The organism is Streptomyces sp. NPDC002324 (genome assembly GCF_053593335.1).
The window spans coordinates 64,694-90,875 of record NZ_JBSFCF010000013.1; the positions used below are offsets into that span (position 1 = coordinate 64,694).

Consider the following 26,182-nt stretch of genomic DNA (forward strand, 5'->3'; position numbering starts at 1 on the left):
CCCGGGGGTTCGGACGAACCCCCGGGGCCACCGCCCCCGCTCACCTCGCGGCTCGCGTCACTTCGCCTGCGTCAGGTCGTAGAACGTCGTGCCGTCGACCGTCACCGTCTCGAAGTTCTCCTGGACCCAGGAGCTGATCTGCGCGGAGGTGCCGTCGCTGCCGCCGCCCATGCCGCCGCCGGAGCCACCGGAGATGAAGTAGTGGATCCTGCCGTCCTCCACGTACTTCTTGAACTCCGCGAGGGTCGGGGACGGGTCGGTGCCGTTGAAGCCGCCGATCGCCATGACCGGTTCGCCGGTGGAGAGCTGGTAACTCGCCGCGTTCTGGGCGCCGATGGCGGCGGCGGCCCAGGTGTAGTCACCCACGTTCTTCTCCAGCAGTTCCTTGGCCTCGTCGCTGACGGAGGCACCGTTGAGCAGCCCGCCCATACCGCCACCGCCGCCACCCGCGCGGCCACCGTCACCGTTCTGGGTCCGGCCGTTGCCCTGGCCCTGCTGCTGGTTGTTCTGACCGCCGCCGAAGCCGCCGGTCGGGGGCCGGCCCATCTGGCCGTTGCCTGTCGGACCGTTGCCCGTCTGCCCGTTGCCGGTCTGGCCGCCCTGCTGGTTCTGGCCAGTGCCCTGCTGGTTCTGGCCCGGCATACCGCCACCGCCACCGGGGCCGCCGCCCATGCCGCCGGGGCCACCGCCCCTGCCGCCCTGCACGGCCGGCCCGGCCGTGACGATCGAGCCGGTGTGACCCTCGCCCAGCGTGGTGAACGTGTAAGCCGTCGGCCCCGCGACCGCCGTGACGAGGCTCAGCCCCACGACCGCCAGCGCCAGCCGCCGGCCGAGCCTGGCCGCGAAGACCAGGCCGAGCGCGGCGACCAGACCGCCGACGAGCACGACCCACTTGAGCCAGGGCAGGTAGTCGGAGGAGCGGTTGAGCAGGACGTAACCCCAGGCCGCGGTGGCCGTCATGGCCGCCGCCATCGTGAGCGACGCCCAGAGGTCGGCCCGCCGTTCCCAGAGCAGAGCCGCGCCCATGCCGGTCAGCGGCGCGATGTAGGGGGCGAGGGCCACGGTGTAGTACTCGTGGAAGATGCCCTGCATGAAGCTGAAGACCACCATGGTGATCAACAGCGCGCCGCCCCACAGGAGGAAGGCCGCGCGGGTGGTGTCGGTGCGCCGCAGCTTCCTGGTGGCCCAGAGCGCGGCGCCGAACAGGATCAGCGCGGCCGGGATCAGCCACGAGATCTGGCCGCCGATGGAGGAGCTGAACATCCGGTCCCAGCCGGTCTCGCCCCAGTTGCCGCCACCGCCTCCCCCGCCCCCGCCGACGCTGCCGGTCTCCTCGCCGTTGAGGCGGCCGAGACCGTTGTAGCCGAAGGTCAGTTCGAGGAAGGAGTTGTTCTGCGAGCCGCCGATGTACGGGCGGGAGGACGCGGGCCACAGCTCGACGATCGCGACCCACCAGCCGCCGGCGACGACCATCGCGAGCCCGGCGAGCAGCACCTGGCCGACCCGTTTCCTCAGCGGGGCGGGCGCGAGGACGACGTACACGATCGCCAGGGGCGGCAGGATCAGGAAGGCCTGCAGCGTCTTCACCAGGAAGGCGACGCCGATGGCGACACCCGCCCAGACCAGCCACTTCGTCCGCGCCTTCTCCATGGCGCGCTGGGTGCAGTAGACCGCGGCGGCCATCAGCAGCGCGAGGGCCGCGTCCGGGTTGTTGAAGCGGAACATCAGCGCGGCGACGGGCGTGAGAGCGAACGCCGCCATGGTGAGGAAGCCGGCCGTGGCGTTGAAGCGACGGCGCACGGCCGCCCACAGCACGCCGGCGGTGGCGACGGCCATCAGGACCTGCGGGAACAGGATCGCGAAGGAGTTGAGGCCGAAGAGCCGCACCGACAGCGCCATCGGCCACAGCGAGGCCGGGGGCTTGTCGACGGTGATGGCGTTGGCGGAGTCGAGCGAGCCGAAGAAGAACGCCTTCCAGGACTGGCTGCCCGCCTGCACGGCCGCCGAGTAGAAGGAGTTGGCGTAGCCGGAAGCCGTGAGGTTCCAGGTGTAGAGGCCGCCGATCAGCAACAGCGTGAGCAGGAAACCGGGGCGAATCCAGCGGTTGTCCTCCGGCCGGCCCCTCCACAGCCGCTTGACGAAGGGCTGCTCGGGCTCACCGGACCCGGGGGCCGGGGGCTCGGTGGGGGCCTCCGGCACCACCGGTTCCTGGTGGGCCGTCGCGGACGGATTCCAGCCGGGGCCGGGACCGGGACCGGGACCGGGATCCCCCGGCCGGCTCGTCGTCTCGAACTGCGTGGTCATCGTGCGTTCCTCGAATCCTGATCGTGCGGGCGCACCGGCCGCATCGGCATGGTCGGGTCCCCCCAGGTGCGGTCCGCGGCCGCACCGGCGCGGAACTGGGTCGTGGTGTACGGGGTGTGCTCGGCGCGGCCGTTCCGGGGCGCCGTCGGACGCTGCGCCGACGGGTGGAACCGGTCCTGGTGGCCGTAGGGGCCGGGCTGCCCCGGGCGTACCCCGGTTCCCGCCGCGTACCGGTGCGAGGCCGGGCCGGCGGGCTGGTGCGCGGCGACGACGGTCGAGCCCGAAGGAGACGTCGCCGAGCCGGAGTCGGACGATCCGTCACCGCCCTCCGGGAACACCCATGCCCGGAAGAGCAGGAACCGCAGCACCGTCGCCGCGAGGTTCGCGGCGACCAGGACCGCCAGTTCCGTGGAGTGCGCGGGGTCGGAGGTGGCGGCGTTCAGGGCGGCCAGCGAGCCGCTGGTGAGGGCCAGACCGATGCCGAACACCACCAGGCCCTGCGCCTGGTGCTTGACGGCACCGGTCCGGCCGCGGACGCCGAAGGTCAGACGCCGGTTGGCCGCCGTGTTGGCGACCGCCGAGACCAGCAGGGCCAGCGCGTTGGCGGTCTGCGACCCCGTCAGAGTGCGGAAGCCGCTGTAGAGGAGCAGATAGAACAGGGTGGAGAGGCCGCCGACGACGCAGAAGCCGAGGAGCTGGCGGGCGAGACCGCGCGGCACGTCCTGGATCTCACGGTCGCGGGGGTCGTCCCCGAAGGGCCGGGCGAGCCGGTCCAGCGCGAGGGACCCGGTGGCCAGCGCCTTCCCCACCCGCCAGACACCCTTGAGGTCGTCGGTGGCGGTCCTGACGATGTGCACGGTCGAGTTCGGGTCGTCGACCCAGTCCACCGGCACCTCATGGATCCTGAGCCCGGCGCGCTCGGCCAGCACCAGCATCTCGGTGTCGAAGAACCACCCGGTGTCCTCGACCAGCGGCAGCAGCACCTGGGCCACGTCCCTGCGTATCGCCTTGAACCCGCACTGCGCGTCCGAGAAGCGGGCCTGGAGCGAGCCGCGCAGGATCAGGTTGTAGGCCCGGCTGATGAACTCGCGCTTGGTGCCGCGCACCACCCGTGAGGAGCGGGCCAGCCGGGAACCGATCGCCAGGTCCGAGTGACCGGAGATCAGCGGTGCCACCAGAGGCAGCAGGGCGTTCAGGTCGGTGGACAGGTCCACGTCCATGTAGGCGAGGACCGGGGCGTCGGACGCGGACCAGACGGTCCGCAGGGCCCGCCCGCGCCCCTTCTGCTCCAGCCGGAAGGACCTGACCTCCGCCAGCTCCGCCTCCAGCCGCCGCGCCACCTGCGCGGTGGTGTCCGTGGACGCGTTGTCCGCGATCGTGATGCGGAAGGCGTACGGGAAGGTGCGCGCGAGGTGCTCACGCAGTCTGAGCACGCACGGCCGGAGGTCCTTCTCCTCGTTGTAGACGGGGATCACTACGTCCAGGACAGGCGTACCGGCGTTTCCGGCCGGGAGGTGCTCCCGCGCCGGCAGGGTGCCGGGAGAAGAGTCGGTTCGCATGCCCACCACATTCGCGAGCCGCTCTGTTATGCCCGTGTGCTCACACTGTGGTGCGCCTGTGAGTCCGACTGCCGGTTGGTCGCGTCGGTCACCAGGTCGTTCCCGTCGAACTCCCCGTCATGCTCGCCGTCGTACCGCGCGTCGTCGAGCTGCCAGTTCGCGGCGTCGTCGAGCAGCGGGACGTCCCGCCCGAGGGCCGGCAGATGCACCGTGAACACGGTCCTGCCGGGCACGCTGTCGACGGTCACCGCGCCGCCGTGCGCGTCGGCCACGGCCTGCACGATGGCGAGGCCGAGCCCGGTCGACCCGGAGGCCCGGGACCGCGACGAGTCGCCGCGCGCGAACCGCTCGAACACGTGCGGCAGCAACTCCTCCGGGATGCCCTGCCCGTCGTCCTCGACGTCGACGCACATCCACGGCCCGCGCCGCTGGACGCGCGCGGTGACGGTCGTGCCGGGGGGCGTGTGCGTACGGGCGTTGGCCAGCAGGTTGACGAGCACCTGCTGCAACCGCGCCGCGTCGGCCGACACGAGTGCGGGCAGGTCCGGCAGGTCGAGCCGCCAGCTGTGGCTCCGCCCGGCGACCCGCGCGTCGCTGACGGTGTCCACGACGAGGGGGATGAGGTCGGTCTGCTCGAACTGCAGCGGCCGCCCCGCGTCGAGCCGCGCGAGCAGCAGCAGATCCTCGACCAGCATGGTCATCCGCCCGGACTCGGACTCGATCCGCCCGAGCGCGTGCCGGGTGTCGGGCCCGATCTCCTCCCGGCCGCGCCTGGTCAGCTCGGCGTACCCACGGATCGACGCGAGGGGAGTCCGCAGCTCATGGCTGGCGTCCGCGACGAACTGCCGTACGCGCGTCTCGCTCTCCTGCCGTGAGTGCAGGGCGCCGTGGATGTGGTCGAGCATGCGGTTGAGCGCGGCGCCGACCTGTCCGACCTCGGTGTGGGGATCGGTCTCGGACACCGGGACGCGTTCGTTGAGGGTGACCTCGCCGGTGTGCAACGGCAGCTCGGACACCCGGGTCGCGGTGGAGGCGACCTTGCGCAGGGGGCGCAGCGCGACACCGACGACCACGGACCCGGCGATACCGGCGGCGATGAGCCCGGCGGCGGTGACGCTCAGTTCGACGGCGATGAGGGTATTGAGGGTGGTGTCGACGTCGGTGGTGGGCAGGGCGACGTAGTAGGCGCCGTTGTCGCCGCTGCGGTACATCACGCGGTAGTCGCCGAGTCCCGTGATGGTCACGGTGTGGGCGTCCGCGTCCTTGGGGGCGGAGTTCAGCTCGGCGAGCTGGTCCTTGGTCAGCGAGTACGCCTTCGCACCCGTGACCCCGTTGTCGGCGGTCGCCTTCTTGCCGACCATGCCCTCGACGATGGTGCCGTTCTCCACCTTCGCCGCGATGGTGCCGATCATCTGCTGCGGGCCCTTGGTGACGAAGTCTTTCAGGTCCGGCGGACCGAACTCCTTCTTGATGGGGTCCCGTTCACCGTCGGGCTTGGGCTGCGTGGCGTTCGGCGGCGCGTTCTTGGGACCGGCGCCCGCCGCACGCCCGACCACCGCGCTGACCGAGTCGTCGAGCTGGTCGTACAGATGCTCACTCAGCGCGAACGTCGTCACCGTCCCGATGACGGAAGCCACCACCGCGATCAGCGCCACCGCGGAGACGACGAGCCGCGTACGCAGCGTGCGTGGCTGTCGTCCTCGCCCCCGCCGCAGCCTCGGCTGCCTCCGCGTACGCGTCCGTCGTCGCCCGCTCATGACGCGGCGGGCTTGATCAGATAGCCGGCCCCACGCCTGGTGTGGATCATCGGCTCACGCCCGGCGTCGATCTTCCGCCGCAGATACGAGATGTACAGCTCGACCACGTTGGCCTGGCCACCGAAGTCGTACGACCACACGCGGTCGAGGATCTGTGCCTTGCTGAGCACGCGCCGGGGGTTGCGCATGAGGAAGCGCAGCAGTTCGAACTCGGTGGCGGTGAGGTGGATGTTCGCCCCGCCGCGCGACACCTCGTGGCTGTCCTCGTCGAGCATGAGGTCACCGACGACGAGCACGGAGTCGGAGCGACGGTCGGCGGCGCCGGAGCGGCGGATGAGCCCGCGCAGCCGGGCGACCACCTCTTCGAGGCTGAACGGCTTGGTGACGTAGTCGTCCCCGCCGGCGGTGAGCCCGGCGATACGGTCCTCGACCGCGTCCTTCGCGGTCAGGAAGAGCACCGGCACGTCGGGCAGCTCGCGCCGCAGCCGCCCGAGGACGGTCAGCCCGTCCATGTCGGGCAGCATCATGTCGAGGACGACGGCATCGGGCCGGAAGTCCCGGGCGGTCTGGAGGGCACCCGTGCCGTCCCCGGCGCTCCGGATCTGCCAGCCCTCGTAGCGCAGGGCCATGGACAGCAGTTCGGTGATCGACAGCTCGTCGTCCACCACAAGCACGCGGACGGGGCTCCCGTCCGGCCTCAGCAGTTCGGTACGCCCCTGGGGCGAGGTCGTGGTCATGCTGGACACCTTGTCGGGGTCCCCTGAGAACACCCTTTCCGGAACCTGTGATTTTTCTGAGAAACGCACAGGTGCCTCTCAGGCAACCCCTGGGAAGATCTCCGACATCTCGGACGCCACCCCCGCCGACCAGCGGCTTTCCGATCGCCCCCACGGCATCCTCCCGGCCGCCGCACCGCCGGCCCACAGCTTTACGACCACCGGGACGCGCCCCCACCAGCCTGCCCTGACCCCGCTTTTACGCAAGCGCCGTCATGCTTCGCCCACGCCTGGGCCGTCCCCTCTCACGTAGCTGTGACTCCGCTCGACCTTGGCGATGTGCAGGGTGTAGTTCTCGTACCACTCGGCCCGCCCCCGCTCCTGCGCCGCCAGGTGCTCGACGTCGGTCCGCCACGCCTCGATGGCTGCGGCGTCCCGGAAGTACCCCACGGTGATGGCCGGCCCGCCGGGCCGCCAGGCCTGGTCCATCCCGAGGAACCCCGGAACCCCCTTCACCAGTTCCTCCATCCGCTCGGCCGTCTCCGCGTACCCGCTCTGGTCCTGGGTGCGCGTCGAGGTGAAGACGACGGCGTAGTACGGGGGTTCATGGGCGGGAACGGGCGCGACGACCGACGTGCCACGGAGTGCGTCGTCGGGTGCGCCGCCGGGGGCGTGGTCAGGTGCTGTCCGCTGATCATCCATGGCATCACTGTCGGGTCGGGCCGCGACCGGCGTCCACAGACTTTCCGAACGGGATCCAAAAGGGATCTCACTCTTTACGCCCGCCGCACCGGCCCGCCCCCTGCCGCGCCCGCCGTGCCCGCCGTGCCCGCCGTGCCCGCCGTGCCCGCCGGGGACAGCGCGCACCACCGCTCGCCGCCGTCAGAACAACCCGTCCTCCTCAGAACAGCCCGTCCTGAACGCTCCCGTTTCCTCGGCTCCGCAACTCCCGCACGGGCACGGTGAGGACACCGCGGGCTCCCTGGCCGACGGCGACGGGTGCGGTCAGCTCCCACCCCGTCATGAGCCGCGTATCGAGGACGACGACGCCTCGTCCGGTGGCCAGATGCAGATCGGGCCCGGCGACGGCGAGCACCTCACCGCCCACGGCCCCGCCCGCGACCAGCTCACTCACCACACCGTCCGCGGCCGGCAACCCGTCGAGCCCGAACACCCCGAAGTGATCGACCGCCTGGAACGGCACCGGCTGCAACGACTCGGGCCACCCCGCGAGCCCCTGGGCACGCCCGTGCAGCACCGCCAGCTCGGCGGCGCGCTCCTCGGCGGCCGGCAGGTCGGCCCGCACGGCCCTCTTCTCGGCGTACGGGATCCGGTCCGGCACCCCGAGCGCGGCCCGCAGCACCTCCTCCGCCCGCCGCGCGGCCATCAGCGGCCCCCGCCCGAGCCACCCGAAGGAGACCGCGCCCTGCTCCAACAGCCGAGCCGGTCCACGCTCCACAGCGGTGATCCCGACCTTCACCATGCCGGGCCCGAACCACGCGAGGTACACGTGATACGGCCGCGGATCGTCGGCGATCGTGTCGGCGGCCACGGAATGCGCCCGGTCGAGCCGCGCGCACTCCTCACACCGGGCGCCGGTGCTCCGCCCCGACACCCCCGCCCGCAGCGCACATGGGTTCCCCCGGGCCCCGACGCATGTGCGCCGCCCCTCGGCCACGACCCCGAAAGCCACCGCCTTCCCCCGCGGCAACGCACTCCCGCGCCCTCCGGCCCACCCCAGCAACGGACCTTCCGCGCCCCACCGCAGCCCCGTACATCTCCACACGCGTGACATCCCCCACAACATTAGAGGGCACCACTGACAACGCCTCCGCCCGGCGGTCCGGGGCCTGAACGAGGTTCGTCGTCGGAGGCGGTGCCGCGCCGGCAGTGCGGGGCGCAGGGAGGTGCGGGCGCGGGTGTAGGCGCGGTGATGTGGCACGGCGGCATGGCGGGACGCGCCCCCGGCGGAGCGCAGCCTGCCGTCGTTGTTCCGGACCTGGCCCCGACCCGGGCCCGGCCCTCGTTGTGTCTGTTCCCGGTCCTACAGCTTGCTCATCTTGGTGTACGGGCTCAGGATCCGCTGTCGCGCCGATCCGAAATCGACGAGTGCGGCGATCCCGTCCTCGATGCCGATCACCCGGCCGAGGCCGTACATGTCGTGGGTGACCTGGTCGCCCACCGCGAAGTGCTTGGGCGGCGGGGCGACCGGGGCCTTGAAGGGACTGGTGGGCAAATAGCGCTTCGGTGCACCTGGCTTTGTCATCTCTACCAGTATGCGCCCAGACGTATCCGCCAGTCCGCCCCCTTCCGCCCCCGACCTCTCCCGGGACCCCCTCCGCACACCCCCACGACCGCTTCCCCCAGGGCGACGGCCACGGTCAGCACCCACGCCGAAGGCCCCGGATCTCTCCGGGGCCTCTCACCTGTGCGCACTCGGCAGGATTCGAACCTGCAACCTTCTGATCCGTAGCTCTACAGAGATCGGTCACCAGGGGTCATTATGGCTGCGGCGGCACGGTGCCTCAGAGCGGTTGCCGGTCATGGTCGGTCGCTGGGGTTGCGGTACATCGTTGCTGTACAGCAACGGTCGGCTCGGCGCAGCGACGGCTTTCGTCACTGCTGCTCCCGCTCATGCGCCCGCTTTCTCGGCAACGCAGACATACACGGGCGCGCAGTGCTGAGGAGTGTCTGAGAAGACCCAGGTGCCGTCCGCCTGGATCACCTGTCCGTCTGAGCCGACTGGGTAGGCACCACACTGGTAGCCCGCCGCGTTCAAATTTGGGCGCCCTATGCGATCGAGGGTTCTCGGGGACCGACCCGCCCCGCCCCGCTGACCACACCGATGCCCTGACGGCCATCGACAGGCCTGATCCTCACCACGAAGCACGGAACGCCGATCGAGCCGGGCAATCTGACTCACGTGTTCGCCCTACGTGCCCGCCGCGCCGGCCTCCGAGTGATCCCGCTCCGGAACACCCGGCACACGTGCAGCTCGCTCCTGGTGGCTCTGAAGGTGCACCCCCAAGGTGGCTCAACGCATCCTCCGTCACTCGCAGATCGCCATGACGATGGAGGTCTACGCCGAAGCAAGCGAGGAGGAGGTACGGGCAGCGCTGGGCAACCCGTCCGAAGCCATGGGGGCGCCCCCAGAGCACTCCATGACCGCAGCCTGCTCTCCAGGAGACCCCGAACTCGGGGTCTCCTGCGCGTCGTTCGCCTACGCGGCATCCACGGTCAGGGAGTAGTCCACACCGACGGCGAAGTCCTGTGCCTGACCGCGAATCGTCAGTGTGTGCTTCCCGGGCTTCAGCGGGGGCAACTGGACCCAGAGGCCGCACCCGGTGGTCGTGAAGCGCTCGTCCGTGCCTGTGACGGGGTTGTCGGCGACGCCCTGCACAGAGATCGACTCTCCTCGGCTGGTCTCCGAGTCGACCTTCTTGCCGTCCAGGACTGCGGACCCCTTGGCCGTGCTCATGAAGATTGCGCAGTCCGCCGGCTCACCCATCAGGTTCACCAGGGGAAACGCGACAGGGACCCCTTCGGGGACGCTGCAAGTTCGCTCGGCCTGAGTGCCGAAGGTACCCGCAAGAAACCACACGTCTTGCGGCTGGTTGCGCTCACAATCGCTTCCATCCTCGTCAGCGACCGGGTTGGTGCCTTCAGGTTCCGACAGTGCCCACGTCCACCATCGACTCTGCAGATCCTCAGGAGAGAGACCTGCTTGCGCCGATGACGGTGCACCTGAAGCCAGAGATGTCGAGTCCTCTGATCCCTCGGCTGAGCCGCGCCCGCATCCCACCAGCGCCGCCAGGACCATGGTCATGAGCGCCACTCTGCCGGTCTTGATCTTCATGAGTTCCCCTCCCGTGCCGCACACGTGCCACGACCCCCCGGTAGCCGTACGGATGGCGCGGACCCTCTCGGCGAGCTGGCCGAGCCCATTGGGCACCGGTTGCTGTACTTCGCTGCTGTACGCCCCCGAAACGCAAGAGGCCCCGGATCTCTCCGGGGCCTCTCACCTGTGTGCACTCGGCAGGATTCGAACCTGCAACCTTCTGATCCGTAGTCAGATGCTCTATCCGTTAAGCTACGAGTGCTTGTTTTGTTTTCCGCCGGTCCCGGCCCTTTCGGCCCGCTCGCGGCGACAGGAAGAACATTACATGACTGCCGTCGCCATGTGAAATCCGTTTCCCATACCCCTTGTGAGCTGCGAAAACACCTTCTGGGACGGCCTTCGCGCGGAGGGCGGGAACGACGAAGCCCCGGTCGGGTGGACCGGGGCTTCGGTGATCAAGCGCGGAGGCGGAGGGATTTGAACCCTCGATGGGATTGAAGTCCCAAACCGCATTAGCAGTGCGGCGCCATAGACCGGACTAGGCGACGCCTCCAGCACAACCACCCGCGCGAGCGCGAATGGTGCGTGCAGATGATGACACAGCCTGGTGGGCTGTCACCAATCGCCTCCCACGGTACTAGGCGGAGAGGCCGCAGGGCAAAGCCGTACGGCACGTCGGGAGCGGTCCGACGGGCTGCCGGGGAGGGGTGGGGACGGGGCGCGGCGGCGCCGCAACCGTGGGACGGGCGGGGCGTTAGTCAGGTCATGTCGCAGAGTCCCCCCACCCTCCGCCCGAAGCCCGCCGCCCCCTCCGCCGAGCGCCCCGGCTCCGGCCCCGGCCCCGACTCCGCCCCCCGCTCCGCCTCCGTCGCGCGCCCATTCCTTCTCCGCGGGTCCCTCGGACGCCCCGCCGCCCTGGGTCGGCTACTCCTGGGCGCCGCCGCCTCGCTCGCCACGGCGGCCGCCGGCACGCTCGCGCCGGTGGCGCCGGACGCGTACGCCGCCGAGGCGGTGTCACGGGCGTCGCTGCCCGCGCCCACCCTCGCCGTCGGCTCCGAGGACCGGTTGACCGTCACCGTGCGGGATGCCGGCGCCACGGCGGACGGGACGTTCGAGCTGCGGTGCCATCCCCAGGGGGGCAGCCACCCGGAGGCGCGCGAGGCGTGTGGGCGCCTCGACCGGCGCACGACATGGGGGACGGATCCGTTCGCGCCGGTCGGGTCCGGGACCATGTGCACGATGCAGTACGGCGGGCCGGCCACCGCCCACGTCACCGGAACCTGGGCCGGGCGTCGCGTCGACGCGCGCTTCGACCGAGGGAACGGCTGCGAGATCGCCCGCTGGGACGCGCTGGTGCCCGTACTGCCGGACCTCCGCGCCTAGGGGAGGCGGAAGGACAGGGAAGCGGGGAGCGAGGCGGGGAAGGGAATCGGCCACCCGCCGGGCGGCACGGGCGGCCCGCTCGACACGCGTGCACAGCCCGTACATATGTGCCGCCGACAAGGTCCTCCGGCAAAACACACGGTCACGGCATCCCCGTCCGCACAGTCACCGCATCTCCAGATGTTCGGTGTGCGACCTCCCTCTCATCCGGCGTCGCGAGCGCAACCTCTGCCCGTAGACTCCCTCGCGTGACACGTTGCGGGCCGGTTGGCAAGATGGCCACGGGCCCGGCGGTCGGCAAGGTGCGGTAACAGGGAGGAAGCGTCTCGTGAGCAGCAGGCCATCCCGAGGCGCTGCTCGCCTCGCAGCCATACTGGACGCGCTGCCCGATGCGTTGGTGCTGGTCAACGCCAATGGGACCGTCGTCAACGCCAACACCATCGCGCTGGAGGCCTTCGAGACCCCCGGGACCGCGTTGGTCGGACGCGGGTTGCTGGACCTCCTCCCCGAGTTCGACTCCCGGCTCATCCCGGGCTCCATGCGTCGGCCCGACACCATGGACCCGACCGGACGGACCAAGCCGACCCGGATGACCGCCCGCCGGACCGACGGCAGCGAGTTCCCGGTCGAGGTCACATCCGCGAATCTGGAGAACGGCCAGCAGGCGTACGACGGTTACGGCTACGCCAACGACGAGCTGCTCATGCTGGTCGTACGGGATCTTTCGGGCACCGTCGACACCGAGGCCGAACTCGCGCGTTCGCAACGGCAGACCGAGATGATCCTGCGGGCCGCGTCCGAGGGCGTGGTCGGCACCGACACGGACGGCCGGATCGTCCTCGTCAACCCGGCGGCCGCCCAGATACTGGGTTACCGGGCCAGTGACCTCGGCGGACGCGAGCTGCACACGCTCGTGCTGCACTCGCGCGAGGACGGCGCCCCCTTCCCGTACGGCGAGTCGCCGCTCGCGGACACCCTGCGGTCCGGGCGCAAGCACCGGGTGCGCGGGCAGGTGCTGTGGTCGAAGAACGGCGAGAAGGTGTCGGTCGACCTGACGACCGCGCCGGTGCGTGACGGGGACCAGCTCGTCGGTGCCGTGATGACGTTCACCGACCGGCGGCCGTACGACAAGCTCGCCGAGGAGAAGGACTCCGAGGCCGAGACGCACGCGGAGGAGCTGGAGCGGCTCGCCAAGGAGCACGCGGAGGAACTCGCGGGCGTCCGGGAGGAGCACGCCGCCGAGCTGGCCGAGCTGAGCGAGCAGCACGCCGAGGAGCTCGCCGCCGGCGACGAACGGTACGCGGCGCTCGGGGAGCGCGAGAAGGACCGGTACGAGGCGCTGGCCGCGCGGCACGAGCAACTGCTCGCCGTGCTGGGCACGTCCCTGCGCGGCCCGCTCGACCAGCTCCGCAGTGAGCTGGGCACCCTCGCCGCCGACGACGCCGGGCAGCTGTGGCCCGAGGCCAACCAGGTGCTGCACCACCTGACCGCCGGGTACTCGCGGATCACGACCCTCATCGACAACGTCCTCGGCTACCAGCGGATCGACGCGGGCGAGGACGGCCTCGTCCGTACGGCCGTCATGCTGGACGCGGTCGTCGCGGCCGGTGTCGACGGGGCCGTGGAGCTGATCGGGCCGGGACGGGTGCAGTTCGCCGTGCACGCGCCGCCCATCGAGGCCGAGGTGGACCAGGTGCGGCTCGCGACCGCGCTCGCGCACCTCGTCGCTGATGTCGCCGGTGTCGACGCGACGGGCAACGCGCCCATGTCCGCCGGCGGTTACATGGACAACACCGTCGTGGTGGCGGCCGCGCAGCGCGGCGAGGTCGTACGCATCGAGGTGCGCGGGCCGTACGCCGGGGGAGACCCGGTGCACCAGCCGATCGTGCAGGGGATCGTGCGGGCGCACGGCGGTGTGCTCCAGACGGTCGAGGTGCCGGGGATGAGCGGCAGCGCCTATGTACTGGAGGTGCCGCTCGGTGGCGGTGCCGGGGCGGTGCCCGCCGCCCCGATGCCCGCGGTGGTGGGCGCCGAGGCCGACTCCGCTCCCCTCGCCACCGGTGCCGAGGTCGCCCTGCCCGAGCAGGCCGCGGGCGGCGGCGGGCGCAGGCGGGCGCGGCGGTCGTCGGTGGACGCGTTCCTGGAGAGTGAGGACGCTCCCGAGGGCCGGGGGCCCGAGGCCGCGGTCGCGCCCACCGGTCGGCGCAGGCGCCGGGCGGAGGAGGCGGCGGTCGCTGCCGGTGCGGCTGGTGTGGCTGACGGTGGCGCTGAGGGGCTCGTGCCCGCGCCGGGTGCCGAGGCCGAGGACGCCGGGGGCAGCGGGCGGCGGCGCGGACGGGGTTTCGCCATCGAGGCCGCGGGCGAGCCCGTGGCCGCCGAGGGCGCTGTCGTCACGGCGGCCGAGCACGCGGCGGGTGCCGCTGCCACCGCCAACGGACTGGGGGGAACGGTGCCGCCCCAGGGTGTGCCCGCGCCCGGCGGGCGGCGCGCGCGCCGGGAGCCCGCCGCCGCGCAGAACGCCTTGCCGGCGGCGCTGCCCCCGGGCACGAGCCCCGGCGGTGAGGCGAGCGCCGCCGACGCCGGTTCCACCCCCGCCACCGGCGCCGATTCCGGTGAGGAGGGCGGCGCTCAGCAGCCCACCGGACGCCGTCGTCGGGCTCTCGCCAGCGCGGAGGAGCGCGCCGCCGCGCCCGAGCCGGGCCCGCGAGCCGTCTTCGCGCTGCCGCCGGCCGAGGCCGACCGGGGACCCGAGTACGCGCAGGCGGCCGGGCTCGGTCCGGTGCCCCCGCCCGCGGGACCGGGTGCGCCCGGCATGCCGATGCCCATGCCCATGCCTCTGCCCGCCGGAACCGCCGCGCCTGCCTCGCCGGTCGCTCCTGCCGTCCCCGCCGTGCCCGTGCAGGGTGGCCAGGGGGCGATCGGCTCGGGCGGGGGGCTGGTCCCGGCCGCTGAAGGGCAGCCGGTCGCTGGTGGAGGGGCGGTTCCAGCTGGGGGGCCGGTTCCCGCCGGAGGACTCGCGCAGGCAGGGGCGCCCGTGCAGGCAGGGGGAGTTGTGCCCGCTGGCGGGCCCGCCCTCGCCGGAGGGCCGGTGCCCGCCGCCGGAGTCGGACAGCAGATCCCGCAGGCCGTTGCGGGCCAGGCCCCCGGTGCCGGTCAGGGCGTTGTCGTCGGCCAGGTCCCGGGTGCCGCGCAGGTCCCGGGTACAGGACAGGTCCCGGGTGCCGCGCAGGGCCCGGGTGCCGCGCAGGTCCCGGGCGCGGGACAGGTCCCGGGTGCCGCGCAGATCCCGGGTGCGGGACAGGTCCCGGGTGCCGCGCAGATCCCGGGCGCGGGACAGGCACCCGGTACGGGACAAGCCCCCGGCGCGGGACAGGTCCCCGTCGCGGGTCCGCACGCAGGCATGCCGGCCGGTGGCGTGGACGACGGCCGTCATGACACCGCGCCGCACCCCGCAGCCGACGACCACACACCTCCGCAGCCGCACCCGATGCCCGCGCCCACGGGCCGCCGCCGGGCGGTACGCCAGTCCGCTCCCCAGCAGGGCGACGGCGTGGCCATGATGGCGACCGCGCAAGGGGTGCCCGTGCAGGGCGCCCCGGCGCAGGGGATCCCCCCGCAGGGAGGCCCGGGCCAGCAGGTGCCCGCACAGGGCGCGGCGGTGGCCGCCGCCGCCCAGCCCGTCACCGCCCAGAGCGTCCCGGGCGGCCCGCAGCCCGTTCCCGTCCAGGGCGTGCAGGCCGCTCCGCACCAGGTGCCCGGCCAGGCCGTCGCCGCCGCTCCCGGGCTGCCCGCCCCCGCCGCGGTCGCGGCCGGGCAGCCCGTCGCTCCGCAGGGGGTCGCTCAGGGCGCGGGCCAGGCGGCCGTGGGACAGGCCCTCGCCGGGCAGGCGGCCACCGGGCAGGCCGGCGCCGGGCAGGTCGCCCCCGGGCAACCCGCTGTCGGACAGCCCGTCGCCGCACAGGGCGTTGTCCCACCGCAAGGGGCCTCCGGGGTCCCGCAGCAGGCGCCCGCGCAGGCCGGAGCCCTCGGCCAGGCCGTCCTCGGGCAGTCGGTCCTCGTGTCCGGGGTCCAGGGCGTGCAGGGGGTCCAGGCCGTGCAGGGCGTACCGGGTGCGCAGCCGGTTCAGGGCGCCCAGCCCGTGCCGGCCCCCGGCGGGCCCGGTGTCCAGCAGGCCGCCCCCGCTCAGGCCGCCCCCGCTCAGGGTGCGGTCCCCGGCACGCCCCAGCCCCAGTCCTGGCCCGACGCCCGCCACGAGACCTCCGGCGCGGGTATCCCCGTGGCCGCTCCGCAGGCGCCGCTGCCCCCGCAGTCCACTCCCTCCTCGGGTACCCCGCTGCCGCCGGAGGTCGCCGTACAACAGCCGCGCGCCGCGCAGCCGTTGCCCGCCGAAGCCATGGCTCCGCCCCAGGCCCAGGCCAAAGCAGCGGCCCAGGCCCCGGCCCCCGCCGCCGCTCCTCTCGACCCCAACTCCACCCACGGGCGGGCGATCAGCGTGCGGACGCTCGGCCAAGGCGTCCCGTTCTCCCGCCAGGGCGGCCCTCAGGCGCAGGCACAGGCGCAGGCGCAGGCGCAGGCCGGCGCACAGCCGGGGACCGGAGCCACGCCCGCCCCGAACCAGCCCGGTGGTTCTGGCCGGCGCCGCAAGCTCGGGACACCGCCGCAGCCGACCGGCGGCCGCCCCGAGACCGCCGCGCGCCCCCACCCGCAGTCCACCCCGACGAACGGCACCGGCTTCCGCGTCGGCACCGGTCAGACCCCGCCCCCGGCCCGGACGGCCCCGCCGCAGCAAGCCGCCGCGCAGGTGTCGCAGCCGTCGCTCGCCGGGCAGGCCCCGCTGCCCGCGCAGCCCTCGCTCGCCGGGCAGGTCCCGCTCCCGCCGCAGCCGTCCCTGGCCGGGCAGTCCCGGCTGACGGGCCGTACGGAGGGCGCCGGACGGTCGTACGCCATAGGGGCGCCCGACGAGAACGCGGACGAAGGTCCCGAGCCGCTCGACGGACCCGGCGGTGCGGTGGAGGTTCCCGACCGGCCGCATCCGCAGCCGATGGACGACGAGTTGCCGCCGGAGCCGCTGGACAACCCGCGACGGCTGCTGGTGTGGCCCGCGCCGGACGCCGCGACCCACCAGGCCCTGAGCGACCGCGGCTACCGGCCCGTGATCGTGAACTCCCGCGAGGACGTGGACGCGCAGATCGCCGCCTACCCGGCCGCCCTGTTCGTCGATCCGCTGACCGGGCCCATCACCCGTACGGCACTGCAGTCGCTGCGCCAGGCCGCCGTGGCCGCCGAGGTCCCCGTCCTCGTCACGGCCGGGCTCGGCCAGGCGACGCGTGAGGCGGCCTACGGTGCCGACCCGGCCATCCTGCTGAAGGCGCTGGCGCCGCGCGACTCCGAGCAGCACCCGCCGCGTGTCCTGCTCATCGAGGAGCACGCGGAGATCGCGCTCGCCCTCACCGCGACGCTGGAACGGCGTGGCATGCAGGTCGCGCGGGCCGCGTCCGACGCGGACGCCGTCACGCTGGCCGCGCAGATGCGGCCCAACCTGGTGGTGATGGACCTGCTGCAGGTGCACCGCCGCCAGGCCGGGATCATCGACTGGCTGCGGACGAACGGCCAGTTGAACCGGACCCCGCTCGTCGTCTACACCGCCGCCGTCGACCAGTCCGAACTCCCGCGCCTGGCCTCGGGGGAGACGGTCCTCTTCCTGGCGGAACGCTCGACGAGCACCGAGGTGCAGACCAGGATCGTGGACCTGCTGGCACGAGTCGGCACGAACTGAGGCCGCGTACGGCAGCGGTTCCGCGGACAGCAACAGGTGGGGCGGTGTTTCACGTGAAACACCGCCCCACCTGCCGTATGTACGAGTGCTGTCGCAGCAGCGCGTTCTAGATCTGCGTCACGTCCAGCGAGCCCTCCGCGTACTGCCTGCGGAGCACCTTCTTGTCGAACTTGCCCACGCTCGTCTTCGGCACCGACTCGATGATCGTCCAGCGCTCGGGCAGCTGCCACTTGGCGATGTGGCCCTCGTCGGCGAGGAAGGAGCGGAGGGCGGCGAAGTCGGCGGTGGAGCCTTCCTTCAAGACGACCGTCGCGAGGGGACGTTCGCCCCACTTCTCGTCCGGTACGGCGACGACGGCGGCCTCGGCGACGTCCGGGTGGGCCATGAGGGCGTTCTCCAGCTCGACGGAGGAGATCCACTCACCACCGGACTTGATGACGTCCTTGGCACGGTCGGTGAGGGTGAGGAAGCCGTCGGGGCTGATCGTGCCGACGTCACCCGTCTTCAGCCAGCCGTCCTCGCTGAACTTGTCGTCGGGGCGTACGGGTTCGGCGCCCGACCCGCCGTAGTACGCGCCCGCGATCCAGGGGCCGCGGACCTCCAGCTCACCGGCGGACTCGCCGTCCCAGGGCAGGCGTTCGCCGCCGGGGCCGGTGAGGCGGGCCTCGACGGAGGCGGGGAAGCGGCCCTGGGTGAGGCGGTACGCGAGCTCCTCCTCCGAGTCGGCCTCGACATGGGCCGGCGGCCGGGCGATCGTGCCGAGCGGCGAGGTCTCCGTCATGCCCCAGGCGTGGCAGACGCGCATGCCCAGCTTGTCGAAGGCCTCCATGAGGGCGGGCGGGCAGGCCGAGCCGCCGATGGTGACCTGGTTGAGCGAGGAGACCTCGCGCGGGCGGGCGGTCAGCTCCGCGAGCAGGCCCTGCCAGATGGTGGGGACGGCGGCGGCGTGCGACGGCTTCAGCGTCTCGATCATGTCGGCGAGCGGGCCGGGCTGCAGAAAACGGTCCGGCATCAGCAGGTTGACGCCGGTCATGAACGTCGCGTGCGGCAGGCCCCAGGCGTTGACATGGAACTGCGGGACGACGACGAGCGAGAGGTCCGCGTCCGTCAGGCCCATGGACTGGGCCATGTTGACCTGCATGGAGTGCAGGTAGATCGAGCGGTGGGAGTAGACGACGCCCTTGGGGTCGCCGGTCGTGCCGGAGGTGTAACACATGGCCGCGGCGGAGCGCTCGTCCAGCTCGGGCCAGTCGTACGTGGTCGGCTTGCCGGCGATCAGGTCCTCGTACTCGTGCACCTGGACGCTCGCTCCGGCGAGCAGCGACCGGTCGCCGGGCCCGGCGACGACGACGTGCTCCACCGGCTTGAGGTGCGGCAGGAGCGGCGCGAGGAGGGGCAGCAGCGAGCCGTTGGCGATGATCACACGGTCGGCGGCGTGGTTGACGATCCAGGCGAGCTGCTCGGGGGGCAGCCGCAGGTTGAGGGTGTGGAGGACGGCACCCATGGAGGGGATCGCGAAGTACGCCTCCACGTGTTCCGCGTTGTTCCACATGAGTGTCGCGACGCGCTCGTCGCCGTCGACTCCGAGGTCCTCGCGCAGGGCGTGGGCCAACTGCGCGGTGCGGGCGCCGATCTCGGCGTAGGAGCGGCGTTCGGGCTCCCCCTCGCCGGTCCAGGTGATCACCTGCGACGTCCCGTGGATGACCTGCCCGTGGGTCAGGATCCTGGAGATCAACAGCGGTACGTCCTGCATGGTGCTCAGCACGGCGTCCTCCCGGGGCGGCTCTGCCTACGCGGTGGTAACGGTTGCGCTGATTCTGCTCACATACCGAGCGGTATGTCACTAGGGGGCAAGATGATCGATCAGACAGAGTGACCGGTCGAGCCCGAGTGCGAGCCCGAGTTCGCGTTCGATCCGTCCGGGTCCACGGCCGCGCGCGTCCGTCTTCGGGCCGGGTTCCTGACCGGCCAACGAACGACTCAGCGCACGGGTTCCAGCTCGGGATCCTCACGCAGCTTGCCCAGCGCACGCGAGACCGCCGACTTCACGGTGCCGACCGAGACCCCGAGGACCTCCGCCGTCTGTACCTCGCTCAGGTCCTCGTAGTACCTGAGGACCACCATCGCCCGCTGCCGCGCCGGCAGCTTCATGATCGCCCGCCACATCGCGTCGTGCAGCGCCTGCTGCTCGGCCGGGTCGGCGGCCTGGACCCCCTCCGGCTCCGGCATCTCGTCGCACGCGAACTCGTCCACCTTGCGCTTGCGCCACTGGGACGTGCGGGTGTTCAGCAGCGCCCGGCGCACATAGCCGTCGAGGGCCCGGTGGTCCTCGATGCGCTCCCAGGCGAGGTACGTCTTGGCCAGCGCGGTCTGCAGCAGGTCCTCGGCGTCGCACGGGTTCGCGGTGAGCGAGCGGGCGGTCCGCAGCAGCACGGGCTGGCGGGCCTTCACGTACGCCGAGAACGACGGGTAGGACGCGGACGACGAGGGGTGCGACGTCGGGTGCGCCGACGGAAGCGACAGGTTCGTCAGACCCGACAGAGCCGGCCGGACCGAGGTCGCCCGGGCCACGGCCGAACGGACCGCGGTCGATCGGGCGGTCGACCGGCTCGCGGTCGACCGGGCCGGGGTCGGCAGGGTCCGCGGCACTGGTGCAGCGGCCTTCGAAGCGCTGGTGCAGACGGGTGTGGTCATGGCTCCACGCTAGGAGCGGGCTGTGCCCGGCGGATCGGCCGCAGGTCCCGAAGGCGAGTCCCCCTCAGGTTGTAGGAGTGGGGCAGACCCCACCTACTGAAGGTGGATGAACACCCCCCAGGTACTGAGGGTGTACCCCTGAGAACCACCTGCCCAGGGCGTACGGCACCGGACCCCAAGGTGCCCGAAACCCCCCTCAGCCGTCACGTCCCGCCCCCTCACCCGTCCGTCCCCAGCACCAACCCCGAGGTCGGCACCCCGGTACCCGCGGTGACGAGCACCCGCTCGGCGCCCGCAACCTGGTTCACGGAGGTGCCCCGCAGCTGCCGTACCGCCTCCGCGATGCCGTTCATCCCGTGCAGATACGCCTCGCCGAGCTGCCCGCCATGGGTGTTGATCGGCAGCCGCTCCTCGGCGACGAAGTCCGCCGCCTCCCCCGGCCCGCAGAACCCGAACTCCTCCAGCTGCATCAGCACGAACGGCGTGAAGTGGTCGTACAGGATGCCCACGTCGATGTCGTCCGGGCCCAGCCCCGAGGTCCGCCGGAGCTGGCGGGCGACGACGCCCATCTCCGGCAGCCCGGTGAGATCGCCGTCGTAGAAGCCGGTCATCTGCTGCTGCGCCCGGCCCGCCCCCTGCGCCGCCGCCACGACCACGGCGGGCGGCTTCGGCAGATCCCGCGCGCGCTCCACCGAGGTCACGACGAGCGCCTGGCCGCCGTCCGTCTCCTGGCAGCAGTCCAGCAGCCGCAGCGGCTCGGCGATCCAGCGCGAGGCCGCGTGCTCGTCGAGGGTGATGGGGCGGCCGTGGAAGTACGCCGCCGGGTTCGTCGCCGCGTACTTCCGGTCGACGACGGCGACATGTCCGAACGCCTCGGGGGTCAGCCCGTACGCGTACAGGTAGCGCTGCGCCGCCATCGCGACCCAGGAGGCGGGCGTGAGCAGCCCGAACGGGAGCGTCCAGCCGAGCGCCACGCCCTCCGCCGATGGCTCCCGGTGCCGTACGCCCGCCCCGAACCGCCGCCCCGAGCGCTCGTTGAACGCCCGGTAGCAGACCACGACCTCCGCCACGCCCGTCGCGACCGCGAGCGCCGCCTGCTGGACGGTCGCGCACGCGGCGCCGCCCCCGTAGTGGACGCGCGAGAAGAAGGACAGCTCGCCGATGCCGGCCGCCTGCGCGACCGTGATCTCCGGACTCGTGTCCATCGTGAACGTCACCATCCCGTCCACGTCCGCCGGCGCCAGCCCCGCGTCGTCGAGCGCCGCCCGCACGGCCTCCACGGCCAGCCGCAGCTCACTGCGGCCCGAGTCCTTGGAGAAGTCGGTCGCGCCGATCCCGACGACCGCGGCACGACCACCGAGCCGGTCCTTGGTTCGTACGCTCATCCGACTTCCCCTGTCGTGGGGGCGCCCAGGCCATCCGTACGCGCGTCCGCCTCGGCCGCTGCTTCGGGAAGCGTGACCGTGACCGTTCCGGTGACGTGTCTGCCGATGCCGTTCTCGCCGATGATCCTGACCGTGGCGGTACGGCCGTCCGTCGCCTCGACCGTGCCGGTCAACACCATCGTGTCCCCCGGGTAGTTGGGCGCACCGAGCCGGATGGCCACCTTGCGGAGGACGACGGCCGCACCGAAGTGATCGGTGACGTACCGCCCTACCAGCCCGTTCGTCGTCAGAATGTTCATGAACACGTCCGGCGACCCGCGCCGCCGCGCCAACTCGGGGTCGTGGTGCACATCCTGGTAGTCGCGCGAGGCGATCGCCCCCGCGACGACGAGCGTGCGGGTGATCTCGATCTCCATCGACGGCAGCACGTCCCCGGCCCGGACCCTCATACCCGCACCACCACTTCCCCTGTCTCCTCCGCCGTCTCCTCCGCGCCTGCCGCCTCTTCCGCGCGGAACACGGGCAACTCCAACTCCTCGTCGTAGCGAGCGAATGCGAGGCGTACGGACATCCCGATCCGCACCTTGTCGTACGGCACTCCGATGACGTTGCCGACGATCCGGACCCCCTCCGCCAGCTCGATCAGCCCGACGGCATAGGGCGGGTCGAAGGCCGGGAAGGGCGGGTGGTGCATGACGACGTACGAGAACACCGTGCCGTCGCCGCTCGCCTCGACCGTGTCCCACTCGGGCGCACCGCACGCGTTGCAGCCCGGCAGCCAGGGGAGGCGGAGCGTGGCGCAGTCGGCGCAGCGCTGGATGAGGAGGCGGTGGCGCGCGACGCCCTCCCAGAACCCGGCGTTGTCCCGATTGACTACGGGTCGGGGGCGCCGGGGCCGTTGGTCCCGGGACTGCTCGTTCCCGGCCCGGGGCCGGGGCTCGGGCTGCCTGCGCTGCTCACCGTGAGCGTCGGCCGGGGCCCGCTCGGCGGGCGTCCTGGCCGGCGCGTACTTGAGGATCCGGAAGCGGTGGGTGCCGACGAGTTCGTCGCCCCCCTCACCGGCCCGCACGTCCATGCGGGTCGTGACGAAGTACCCCGTGCCGAGCCGGGTGGTCTTCCGCTCGGAGACGGACTCGACGACCGAGTCGAACGTGATCTCGTCCCCCGGCCGCAGCGCCCGTAGATACTCCTGCTCGCAGTCGGTGGCGACGACGGAGGTGTACCCGGCGTCGTCGAGCAGCGCCAGGAGTTCGTCGTACGCCGCCGAACGGGTCTCGTGCCCGCTCAGCCCGCCCATCGTCCACACCTGCAGCATGGTGGGCGGGGCGATGGCGTCAGGCCCGGTGTACGCGGGGTTGGAATCCCCCATGGCCTCGCACCAGTGCCGGATCATCGGCGAGTTGACGGGATCCTTGCCACGGCCGCCGAGGACGGCCGCGCGCCCCTCGTAGGCCTTGAGCCGTACGGACAGGTCCTCGGTCACCGCCACCGTCCCACCACCCCCTCCGAAGAATTCTGACTACCCGTCAGATTGAAGGAACTGGTGCGGCACCTGTCAAGGTCGCCGGGGTCCGCCACGCACATGGGCATCCGACCGCGAACGGCCCGGGGAAGCACCGGAAAACGCCTGTGCGGCGGCGCCGAAGCACCGCCGCACGGGCGTCTCGCACCCCACGAACATGTCCCACATGTCTTACATCTCTCAGATGTTCCATACGTCCCGCACCCGAGGGTCGGACCGGGAGCCGCAGGGCCGGGGCGACCTCATCCGCCCGCCCTCGGGCCCCGGCCCGCCCTCGACCGGCTCACCAGAGGTCGGTGAAGCTGACGACGGCGTTCTTCTGCTCGATGGCCGTGAGGCCGGAGCCGTTGACCTGGGCGGTGTTGTTCTGGTTCGAGGCTCCCGAGCCGTTCGCCTGCTGCTGCGAGGTCGACGAGTTGCCGTCGTTGTCGCGGCCGACACCGCTGCCGACGATGCTCGCCACGCCGGCGTTCGATCCGTTGTCCGCGAACGAGCCGTTGTCGGCCGTCGCCACACCGGCGAACAGGGCGGCGGCGAGCGGGAGAGCCGAGACGGCGGCGAGAACGCGGGCGGTACGGATGCTTGCCATGTGCATTTCCTCCAGGGCCTTACACACAAGTACGGGTTGCCCCGGGGCGGTTGGCCGACCGCCTCGGTGCTGGTCTTCGACGTCGCGCATCAAGAGTTGCCCACCGAATCCCCGGCGAACCACCCCGGAAGCTCCCATTCCCCCTGAAGCGTGATGACAAGTCGATAAACCCCTTTAGATCAAGGAACTCCCAGCTCAGCGATATCGAGCCCGACAGGCGGCAGCAAGATCGCCCGGGACAAGGGGCGAAGCGTTCCAGCACGTTTCCGGCCAACCCGCGAACACACCCTCGACGGCCGAAAGGGCACCCCGAACCCTCTTCCCTTTATCGAACACACGTACGAACATGGAGACATGGCCACCACAGACCGGCAGGCCGGCACCCTGGCCCTGGCACACGCCCTCTCCGCCGCCGAACGCGGACTGGCGGTGATCCCCCTCTCCCGTTCGAAACTCCCGGCCCTGCGCTCCCCGCACCGGGACGACCCCCACCCACGCCCCTGCCACGGCGAGTGCGGCCGCTTCGGCCACGGCGTGCATGACGCCTCCACCGATCCCCGCCGCGTCCGCGAACTCTTCTCCGCCGCCCCCTGGGCAACCGGTTACGGCATCGCCTGCGGCCTCCACCCCCACCACCTGATCGGCGTCGACCTCGACACGAAGTCCGGTACGGACTCCTCTGCGGCCCTGCGTGAACTGGCCCTGCGCCACCTCTTCACGATCCCCGAGACGGTCGTCGTACTGACCCCCAGCGGCGGACGCCACATCTGGCTCACCGGCCCGCCCGACGTCGTGGTCCCCAACTCCGCGAGCCGGCTCGCCCCCGGCATCGACATCCGCGGCGCCGGCGGCTACCTCGTGGGCCCCGGCTCCCGCACCGACCACGGCGTCTACGCCACGGCCCCCGGCACCTCACACCTCCCGCCGGCCCCCTGCCCGCCGGCCCTGCTCCGCCTCCTGCTGCCCCCGCCGCGCACAGGCCCCGCCGGCGCGTCCACCGACCACGGCCACGGCCTGGTCCACTTCGTCCTGACCGCCCAGGAGGGCCAGCGCAACACCCGCCTCTTCTGGGCCGCCTGCCGCGCCAACGAGAACAACCTGGGCCCCGACCTCACGAACGCCCTGGTCGAGGCCGCCGTACGCACGGGCCTCACGGAACGGGAGGCCCGCTCGACGGTGGCTTCGGCGGCGCGGATGTCGGGGCGGGGCGCGTAGCCCTCGGTCGCGCGGGGGCTACGCCCCGGGCCCCCCTACCGGGGCGGTTCCTCTCGTCCGGCATCGCCCTGCCCGGTCTGCTCCGAACCCATCTGCTGCCTGAGCCTTTCCTGCGCGGAGTCGACCTGGCCGCTGTACTTCCCCTGCGTCCGGCCGTCGACGTAGTCACCACCCTTGTCGACACCCTTCCCGGCCTGCTCCTCGTGTCCCTTCAGCATGTGCTTGAGCTTGTCCATCACAGACATGGCGACTCCTTCCGCGATTCACACGGTCCCCTCCAGAATCAGCGCCCCACCCTGCCCCCGCATCTCGTGGCCGCCACCACGACTCAAGACCGTGCGGGGCAGCAGGTCAGTCGTGTCAGCCCGCCCCGCTCGGCCCGGCACGAACGCGTCAATGTTTCCCGCCGCGAGCGCTCGCAGGTGCCGTCTCGACGAAGACGGATCCCTATCAACTCTGTGCGGCTACAGCGGCGACCTGCCACGATCAAGCCGTGGCCAACCTGTCGAAGAACCTGGATCGTCTGGACGCCGTCATGGACCTCATGGGCCCGGTGATCGGCGTCGCAGCGCTGGTGGCGGGCATTGCGACCTACCGTGGTGGCGGATCCGTGGGCTGGCCCCTGGCGGGAGCGGCCCTACTCGTGATCAACGTCCTGGTGGCCTGGCGCCGACTCTCCGGGCGCCGACGCCCGGATGCCTCGTCATAGTGGTGCCGAAGTACGCGCAAGAGAACGGCCCCCGACCGATTGACCTGGTCAGGGGCCGTTCACGCACGCGGTGGGTGTGGGATTTGAACCCACGGTGACTCGCGCCACGACGGTTTTCAAGACCTTTCGGCAATCATGGACGCCTGTCCCTCCGCCGCAGGTCAGACGGGTACAAGCGCCCCGGCGGAGCCGTCCTCGTCTCCGCCGTGCCCTCTACGTGCCCCAGGCGCTCGGTCGTGCCCGCTCAGCCGCCAGTCACGGCGGGAACGATCACGGCGGCGACAGCCGACAACAACCCTCCTACGGCGAGAGCGCCGTTGAACTTCTCTTTCGCCGTCGGAAACACGGAGCGACTCACGTTCCCGATCTTGCTGCGCAGAACGATCATCTTGATCTTCTGCCACCTGTGCTGACGTTTCGAGCACCCCATCAACACGCCATAAGCGTTGTTGCGGCAGTAGGTCTGCCCGTCTCGGTTCACCGCTCCGCACCAGACCGGCACCTGGAAGGCGGCATAGGTCGAGACGCCGAGTGACAGAGCCACGATCACAGGCAAGGACCATTGCTGGCTCCAGGCAACGACCAAGGCAGCAGCCACCATGTATCCCCAGTACAGACGCACCACTTTCCCCATGAGCACGCAGAGTATCGGCGCATATGCGCAGAGCATAGACGTGAATTGGACGCTGCGGCACAGCACAACGCCCCTGACCGTGCTTCTGGCCAGGGGCGTCA

Annotated in this window: 20 protein-coding genes, 2 tRNA genes and 1 pseudogene; 5 read left to right on the forward strand and 18 right to left on the reverse strand. The window is 71.9% G+C overall.

What is annotated here, in order from left to right; genetic code table 11:
- Positions 1-57 precede the first annotated feature (57 nt).
- The 7 genes from ACWCRJ_RS19145 to ACWCRJ_RS19175 all read right to left on the reverse strand — a co-directional run bounded on the left by ACWCRJ_RS19145 (position 58) and on the right by ACWCRJ_RS19175 (position 8,602).
- A complete protein-coding gene (locus tag ACWCRJ_RS19145; RefSeq protein WP_450940363.1) occupies positions 58-2,304 on the reverse strand; it encodes an ArnT family glycosyltransferase in 2,247 nt (748 codons plus the stop codon).
- On the reverse strand, positions 2,301-3,863 hold the full coding sequence (locus ACWCRJ_RS19150; RefSeq protein ID WP_450940364.1) for a glycosyltransferase: 1,563 nt from the start codon (positions 3,861-3,863) through the stop codon (positions 2,301-2,303). The genes ACWCRJ_RS19145 and ACWCRJ_RS19150 overlap by 4 nt, the downstream gene beginning before the upstream one ends.
- Before the next feature lie 26 nt (positions 3,864-3,889).
- A complete protein-coding gene (locus ACWCRJ_RS19155) occupies positions 3,890-5,620 on the reverse strand; it encodes an ATP-binding protein (protein ID WP_450940365.1) in 1,731 nt (576 codons plus the stop codon).
- Positions 5,617-6,357 carry a response regulator transcription factor gene (locus ACWCRJ_RS19160; protein ID WP_046912936.1) on the reverse strand — a complete coding sequence of 247 codons (741 nt, stop codon included), beginning with the start codon at positions 6,355-6,357 and terminating at the stop codon, positions 5,617-5,619. The genes ACWCRJ_RS19155 and ACWCRJ_RS19160 overlap by 4 nt, the downstream gene beginning before the upstream one ends.
- A 252-nt stretch (positions 6,358-6,609) precedes the next feature.
- Positions 6,610-7,038 carry an antibiotic biosynthesis monooxygenase family protein gene (locus ACWCRJ_RS19165; RefSeq protein WP_450940366.1) on the reverse strand — a complete coding sequence of 143 codons (429 nt, stop codon included), beginning with the start codon at positions 7,036-7,038 and terminating at the stop codon, positions 6,610-6,612.
- A gap of 199 nt (positions 7,039-7,237) precedes the next feature.
- Positions 7,238-8,131, reverse strand: coding sequence for a DUF2797 domain-containing protein (locus tag ACWCRJ_RS19170; protein WP_450940367.1), 894 nt, complete (start codon positions 8,129-8,131; stop codon positions 7,238-7,240).
- A gap of 249 nt (positions 8,132-8,380) precedes the next feature.
- The gene (locus tag ACWCRJ_RS19175) at positions 8,381-8,602 is read right to left on the reverse strand and encodes a hypothetical protein (RefSeq protein ID WP_013002359.1); all 222 of its coding nucleotides are present in this window, start codon (positions 8,600-8,602) and stop codon (positions 8,381-8,383) included.
- Positions 8,603-9,202: 600 nt separating this feature from the next.
- Here ACWCRJ_RS19175 and ACWCRJ_RS19180 point away from each other — a divergent pair.
- Positions 9,203-9,584, forward strand: a pseudogene (locus ACWCRJ_RS19180) (tyrosine-type recombinase/integrase); the annotation flags it as partial.
- Here ACWCRJ_RS19180 and ACWCRJ_RS19185 read toward each other — a convergent pair.
- From ACWCRJ_RS19185 to ACWCRJ_RS19195, 3 genes are all read right to left on the reverse strand, one after another.
- A complete protein-coding gene (locus ACWCRJ_RS19185; protein ID WP_450940368.1) occupies positions 9,557-10,192 on the reverse strand; it encodes a signal protein in 636 nt (211 codons plus the stop codon). The pseudogene ACWCRJ_RS19180 and the gene ACWCRJ_RS19185 overlap by 28 nt on opposite strands.
- 171 nt (positions 10,193-10,363) lie before the next feature.
- Positions 10,364-10,436, reverse strand: a tRNA-Arg gene (locus ACWCRJ_RS19190).
- 200 nt (positions 10,437-10,636) lie between these two features.
- Positions 10,637-10,727, reverse strand: a tRNA-Ser gene (locus tag ACWCRJ_RS19195).
- A gap of 212 nt (positions 10,728-10,939) precedes the next feature.
- Between ACWCRJ_RS19195 and ACWCRJ_RS19200 the strand changes: the two genes are divergently transcribed.
- Positions 10,940-11,557 carry an SSI family serine proteinase inhibitor gene (locus tag ACWCRJ_RS19200; protein ID WP_450940369.1) on the forward strand — a complete coding sequence of 206 codons (618 nt, stop codon included), beginning with the start codon at positions 10,940-10,942 and terminating at the stop codon, positions 11,555-11,557.
- 328 nt (positions 11,558-11,885) lie between these two features.
- Entirely contained in the window at positions 11,886-17,333 is a 5,448-nt protein-coding gene (locus ACWCRJ_RS19205) for a PAS domain-containing protein (protein ID WP_450940370.1), read from the forward strand.
- 106 nt (positions 17,334-17,439) lie between these two features.
- On the opposite strand, the gene ACWCRJ_RS19210 is transcribed toward ACWCRJ_RS19205, so the two are convergent.
- The 6 genes from ACWCRJ_RS19210 to ACWCRJ_RS19235 form a co-directional block, all read right to left on the reverse strand.
- Entirely contained in the window at positions 17,440-19,098 is a 1,659-nt protein-coding gene (locus ACWCRJ_RS19210; RefSeq protein WP_450940371.1) for a long-chain fatty acid--CoA ligase, read from the reverse strand.
- Between the two features lie 215 nt (positions 19,099-19,313).
- Complete coding sequence (locus tag ACWCRJ_RS19215; protein ID WP_450940451.1) at positions 19,314-19,865, reverse strand: SigE family RNA polymerase sigma factor; 552 nt, start codon at positions 19,863-19,865, stop codon at positions 19,314-19,316.
- 380 nt (positions 19,866-20,245) lie between these two features.
- Positions 20,246-21,412 carry a lipid-transfer protein gene (locus tag ACWCRJ_RS19220; RefSeq protein ID WP_450940372.1) on the reverse strand — a complete coding sequence of 389 codons (1,167 nt, stop codon included), beginning with the start codon at positions 21,410-21,412 and terminating at the stop codon, positions 20,246-20,248.
- Positions 21,409-21,861: a MaoC/PaaZ C-terminal domain-containing protein gene (locus ACWCRJ_RS19225; protein WP_450940373.1), complete on the reverse strand. Its 453-nt coding sequence runs from the start codon at positions 21,859-21,861 to the stop codon at positions 21,409-21,411. Before ACWCRJ_RS19225 ends, ACWCRJ_RS19220 begins: the two co-directional genes overlap by 4 nt.
- The gene (locus ACWCRJ_RS19230) at positions 21,858-22,901 is read right to left on the reverse strand and encodes a bifunctional MaoC family dehydratase N-terminal/OB-fold nucleic acid binding domain-containing protein (protein ID WP_450940374.1); all 1,044 of its coding nucleotides are present in this window, start codon (positions 22,899-22,901) and stop codon (positions 21,858-21,860) included. Before ACWCRJ_RS19230 ends, ACWCRJ_RS19225 begins: the two co-directional genes overlap by 4 nt.
- A gap of 316 nt (positions 22,902-23,217) precedes the next feature.
- Positions 23,218-23,523 (reverse strand): hypothetical protein, encoded by a 306-nt coding sequence (locus ACWCRJ_RS19235; protein ID WP_450940375.1) that lies wholly within the window; start codon positions 23,521-23,523, stop codon positions 23,218-23,220.
- Positions 23,524-23,877: 354 nt separating this feature from the next.
- Between ACWCRJ_RS19235 and ACWCRJ_RS19240 the strand changes: the two genes are divergently transcribed.
- Positions 23,878-24,738: a bifunctional DNA primase/polymerase gene (locus tag ACWCRJ_RS19240; protein ID WP_450940376.1), complete on the forward strand. Its 861-nt coding sequence runs from the start codon at positions 23,878-23,880 to the stop codon at positions 24,736-24,738.
- A 35-nt stretch (positions 24,739-24,773) separates the two neighbouring features.
- Here the strand turns inward: ACWCRJ_RS19240 and ACWCRJ_RS19245 are convergent, their stop codons facing one another.
- The gene (locus ACWCRJ_RS19245; protein ID WP_450940377.1) at positions 24,774-24,983 is read right to left on the reverse strand and encodes an antitoxin; all 210 of its coding nucleotides are present in this window, start codon (positions 24,981-24,983) and stop codon (positions 24,774-24,776) included.
- 248 nt (positions 24,984-25,231) lie between these two features.
- Here ACWCRJ_RS19245 and ACWCRJ_RS19250 point away from each other — a divergent pair, with 248 nt between their 5' ends.
- A complete protein-coding gene (locus tag ACWCRJ_RS19250) occupies positions 25,232-25,447 on the forward strand; it encodes a hypothetical protein (protein WP_450940378.1) in 216 nt (71 codons plus the stop codon).
- Between the two features lie 244 nt (positions 25,448-25,691).
- Here the strand turns inward: ACWCRJ_RS19250 and ACWCRJ_RS19255 are convergent, their stop codons facing one another.
- The gene (locus tag ACWCRJ_RS19255; protein ID WP_041670841.1) at positions 25,692-26,081 is read right to left on the reverse strand and encodes a hypothetical protein; all 390 of its coding nucleotides are present in this window, start codon (positions 26,079-26,081) and stop codon (positions 25,692-25,694) included.
- Between the last annotated feature and the right edge of the window lie 101 nt (positions 26,082-26,182).

Excerpts from the sequence above, each read along its gene's own strand:
- ACWCRJ_RS19145 (WP_450940363.1), bottom strand. The coding sequence starts at position 2,304 with ATGACCACGCAGTTCGAGACGACGAGCCGGCCGGGGGATCCCGGTCCC.
- ACWCRJ_RS19150 (WP_450940364.1), bottom strand. The coding sequence starts at position 3,863 with ATGCGAACCGACTCTTCTCCCGGCACCCTGCCGGCGCGGGAGCACCTC.
- ACWCRJ_RS19155 (WP_450940365.1), bottom strand. The coding sequence starts at position 5,620 with ATGAGCGGGCGACGACGGACGCGTACGCGGAGGCAGCCGAGGCTGCGG.
- ACWCRJ_RS19160 (WP_046912936.1), bottom strand. The coding sequence starts at position 6,357 with ATGACCACGACCTCGCCCCAGGGGCGTACCGAACTGCTGAGGCCGGAC.
- ACWCRJ_RS19165 (WP_450940366.1), bottom strand. The coding sequence starts at position 7,038 with ATGGATGATCAGCGGACAGCACCTGACCACGCCCCCGGCGGCGCACCC.
- ACWCRJ_RS19170 (WP_450940367.1), bottom strand. The coding sequence starts at position 8,131 with ATGTCACGCGTGTGGAGATGTACGGGGCTGCGGTGGGGCGCGGAAGGT.
- ACWCRJ_RS19175 (WP_013002359.1), bottom strand. The coding sequence starts at position 8,602 with ATGACAAAGCCAGGTGCACCGAAGCGCTATTTGCCCACCAGTCCCTTC.
- ACWCRJ_RS19185 (WP_450940368.1), bottom strand. The coding sequence starts at position 10,192 with ATGAAGATCAAGACCGGCAGAGTGGCGCTCATGACCATGGTCCTGGCG.
- ACWCRJ_RS19200 (WP_450940369.1), top strand. The coding sequence starts at position 10,940 with ATGTCGCAGAGTCCCCCCACCCTCCGCCCGAAGCCCGCCGCCCCCTCC.
- ACWCRJ_RS19220 (WP_450940372.1), bottom strand. The coding sequence starts at position 21,412 with ATGAGCGTACGAACCAAGGACCGGCTCGGTGGTCGTGCCGCGGTCGTC.
- ACWCRJ_RS19225 (WP_450940373.1), bottom strand. The coding sequence starts at position 21,861 with ATGAGGGTCCGGGCCGGGGACGTGCTGCCGTCGATGGAGATCGAGATC.
- ACWCRJ_RS19235 (WP_450940375.1), bottom strand. The coding sequence starts at position 23,523 with ATGGCAAGCATCCGTACCGCCCGCGTTCTCGCCGCCGTCTCGGCTCTC.
- ACWCRJ_RS19240 (WP_450940376.1), top strand. The coding sequence starts at position 23,878 with ATGGCCACCACAGACCGGCAGGCCGGCACCCTGGCCCTGGCACACGCC.
- ACWCRJ_RS19245 (WP_450940377.1), bottom strand. The coding sequence starts at position 24,983 with ATGTCTGTGATGGACAAGCTCAAGCACATGCTGAAGGGACACGAGGAG.
- ACWCRJ_RS19255 (WP_041670841.1), bottom strand. The coding sequence starts at position 26,081 with ATGGGGAAAGTGGTGCGTCTGTACTGGGGATACATGGTGGCTGCTGCC.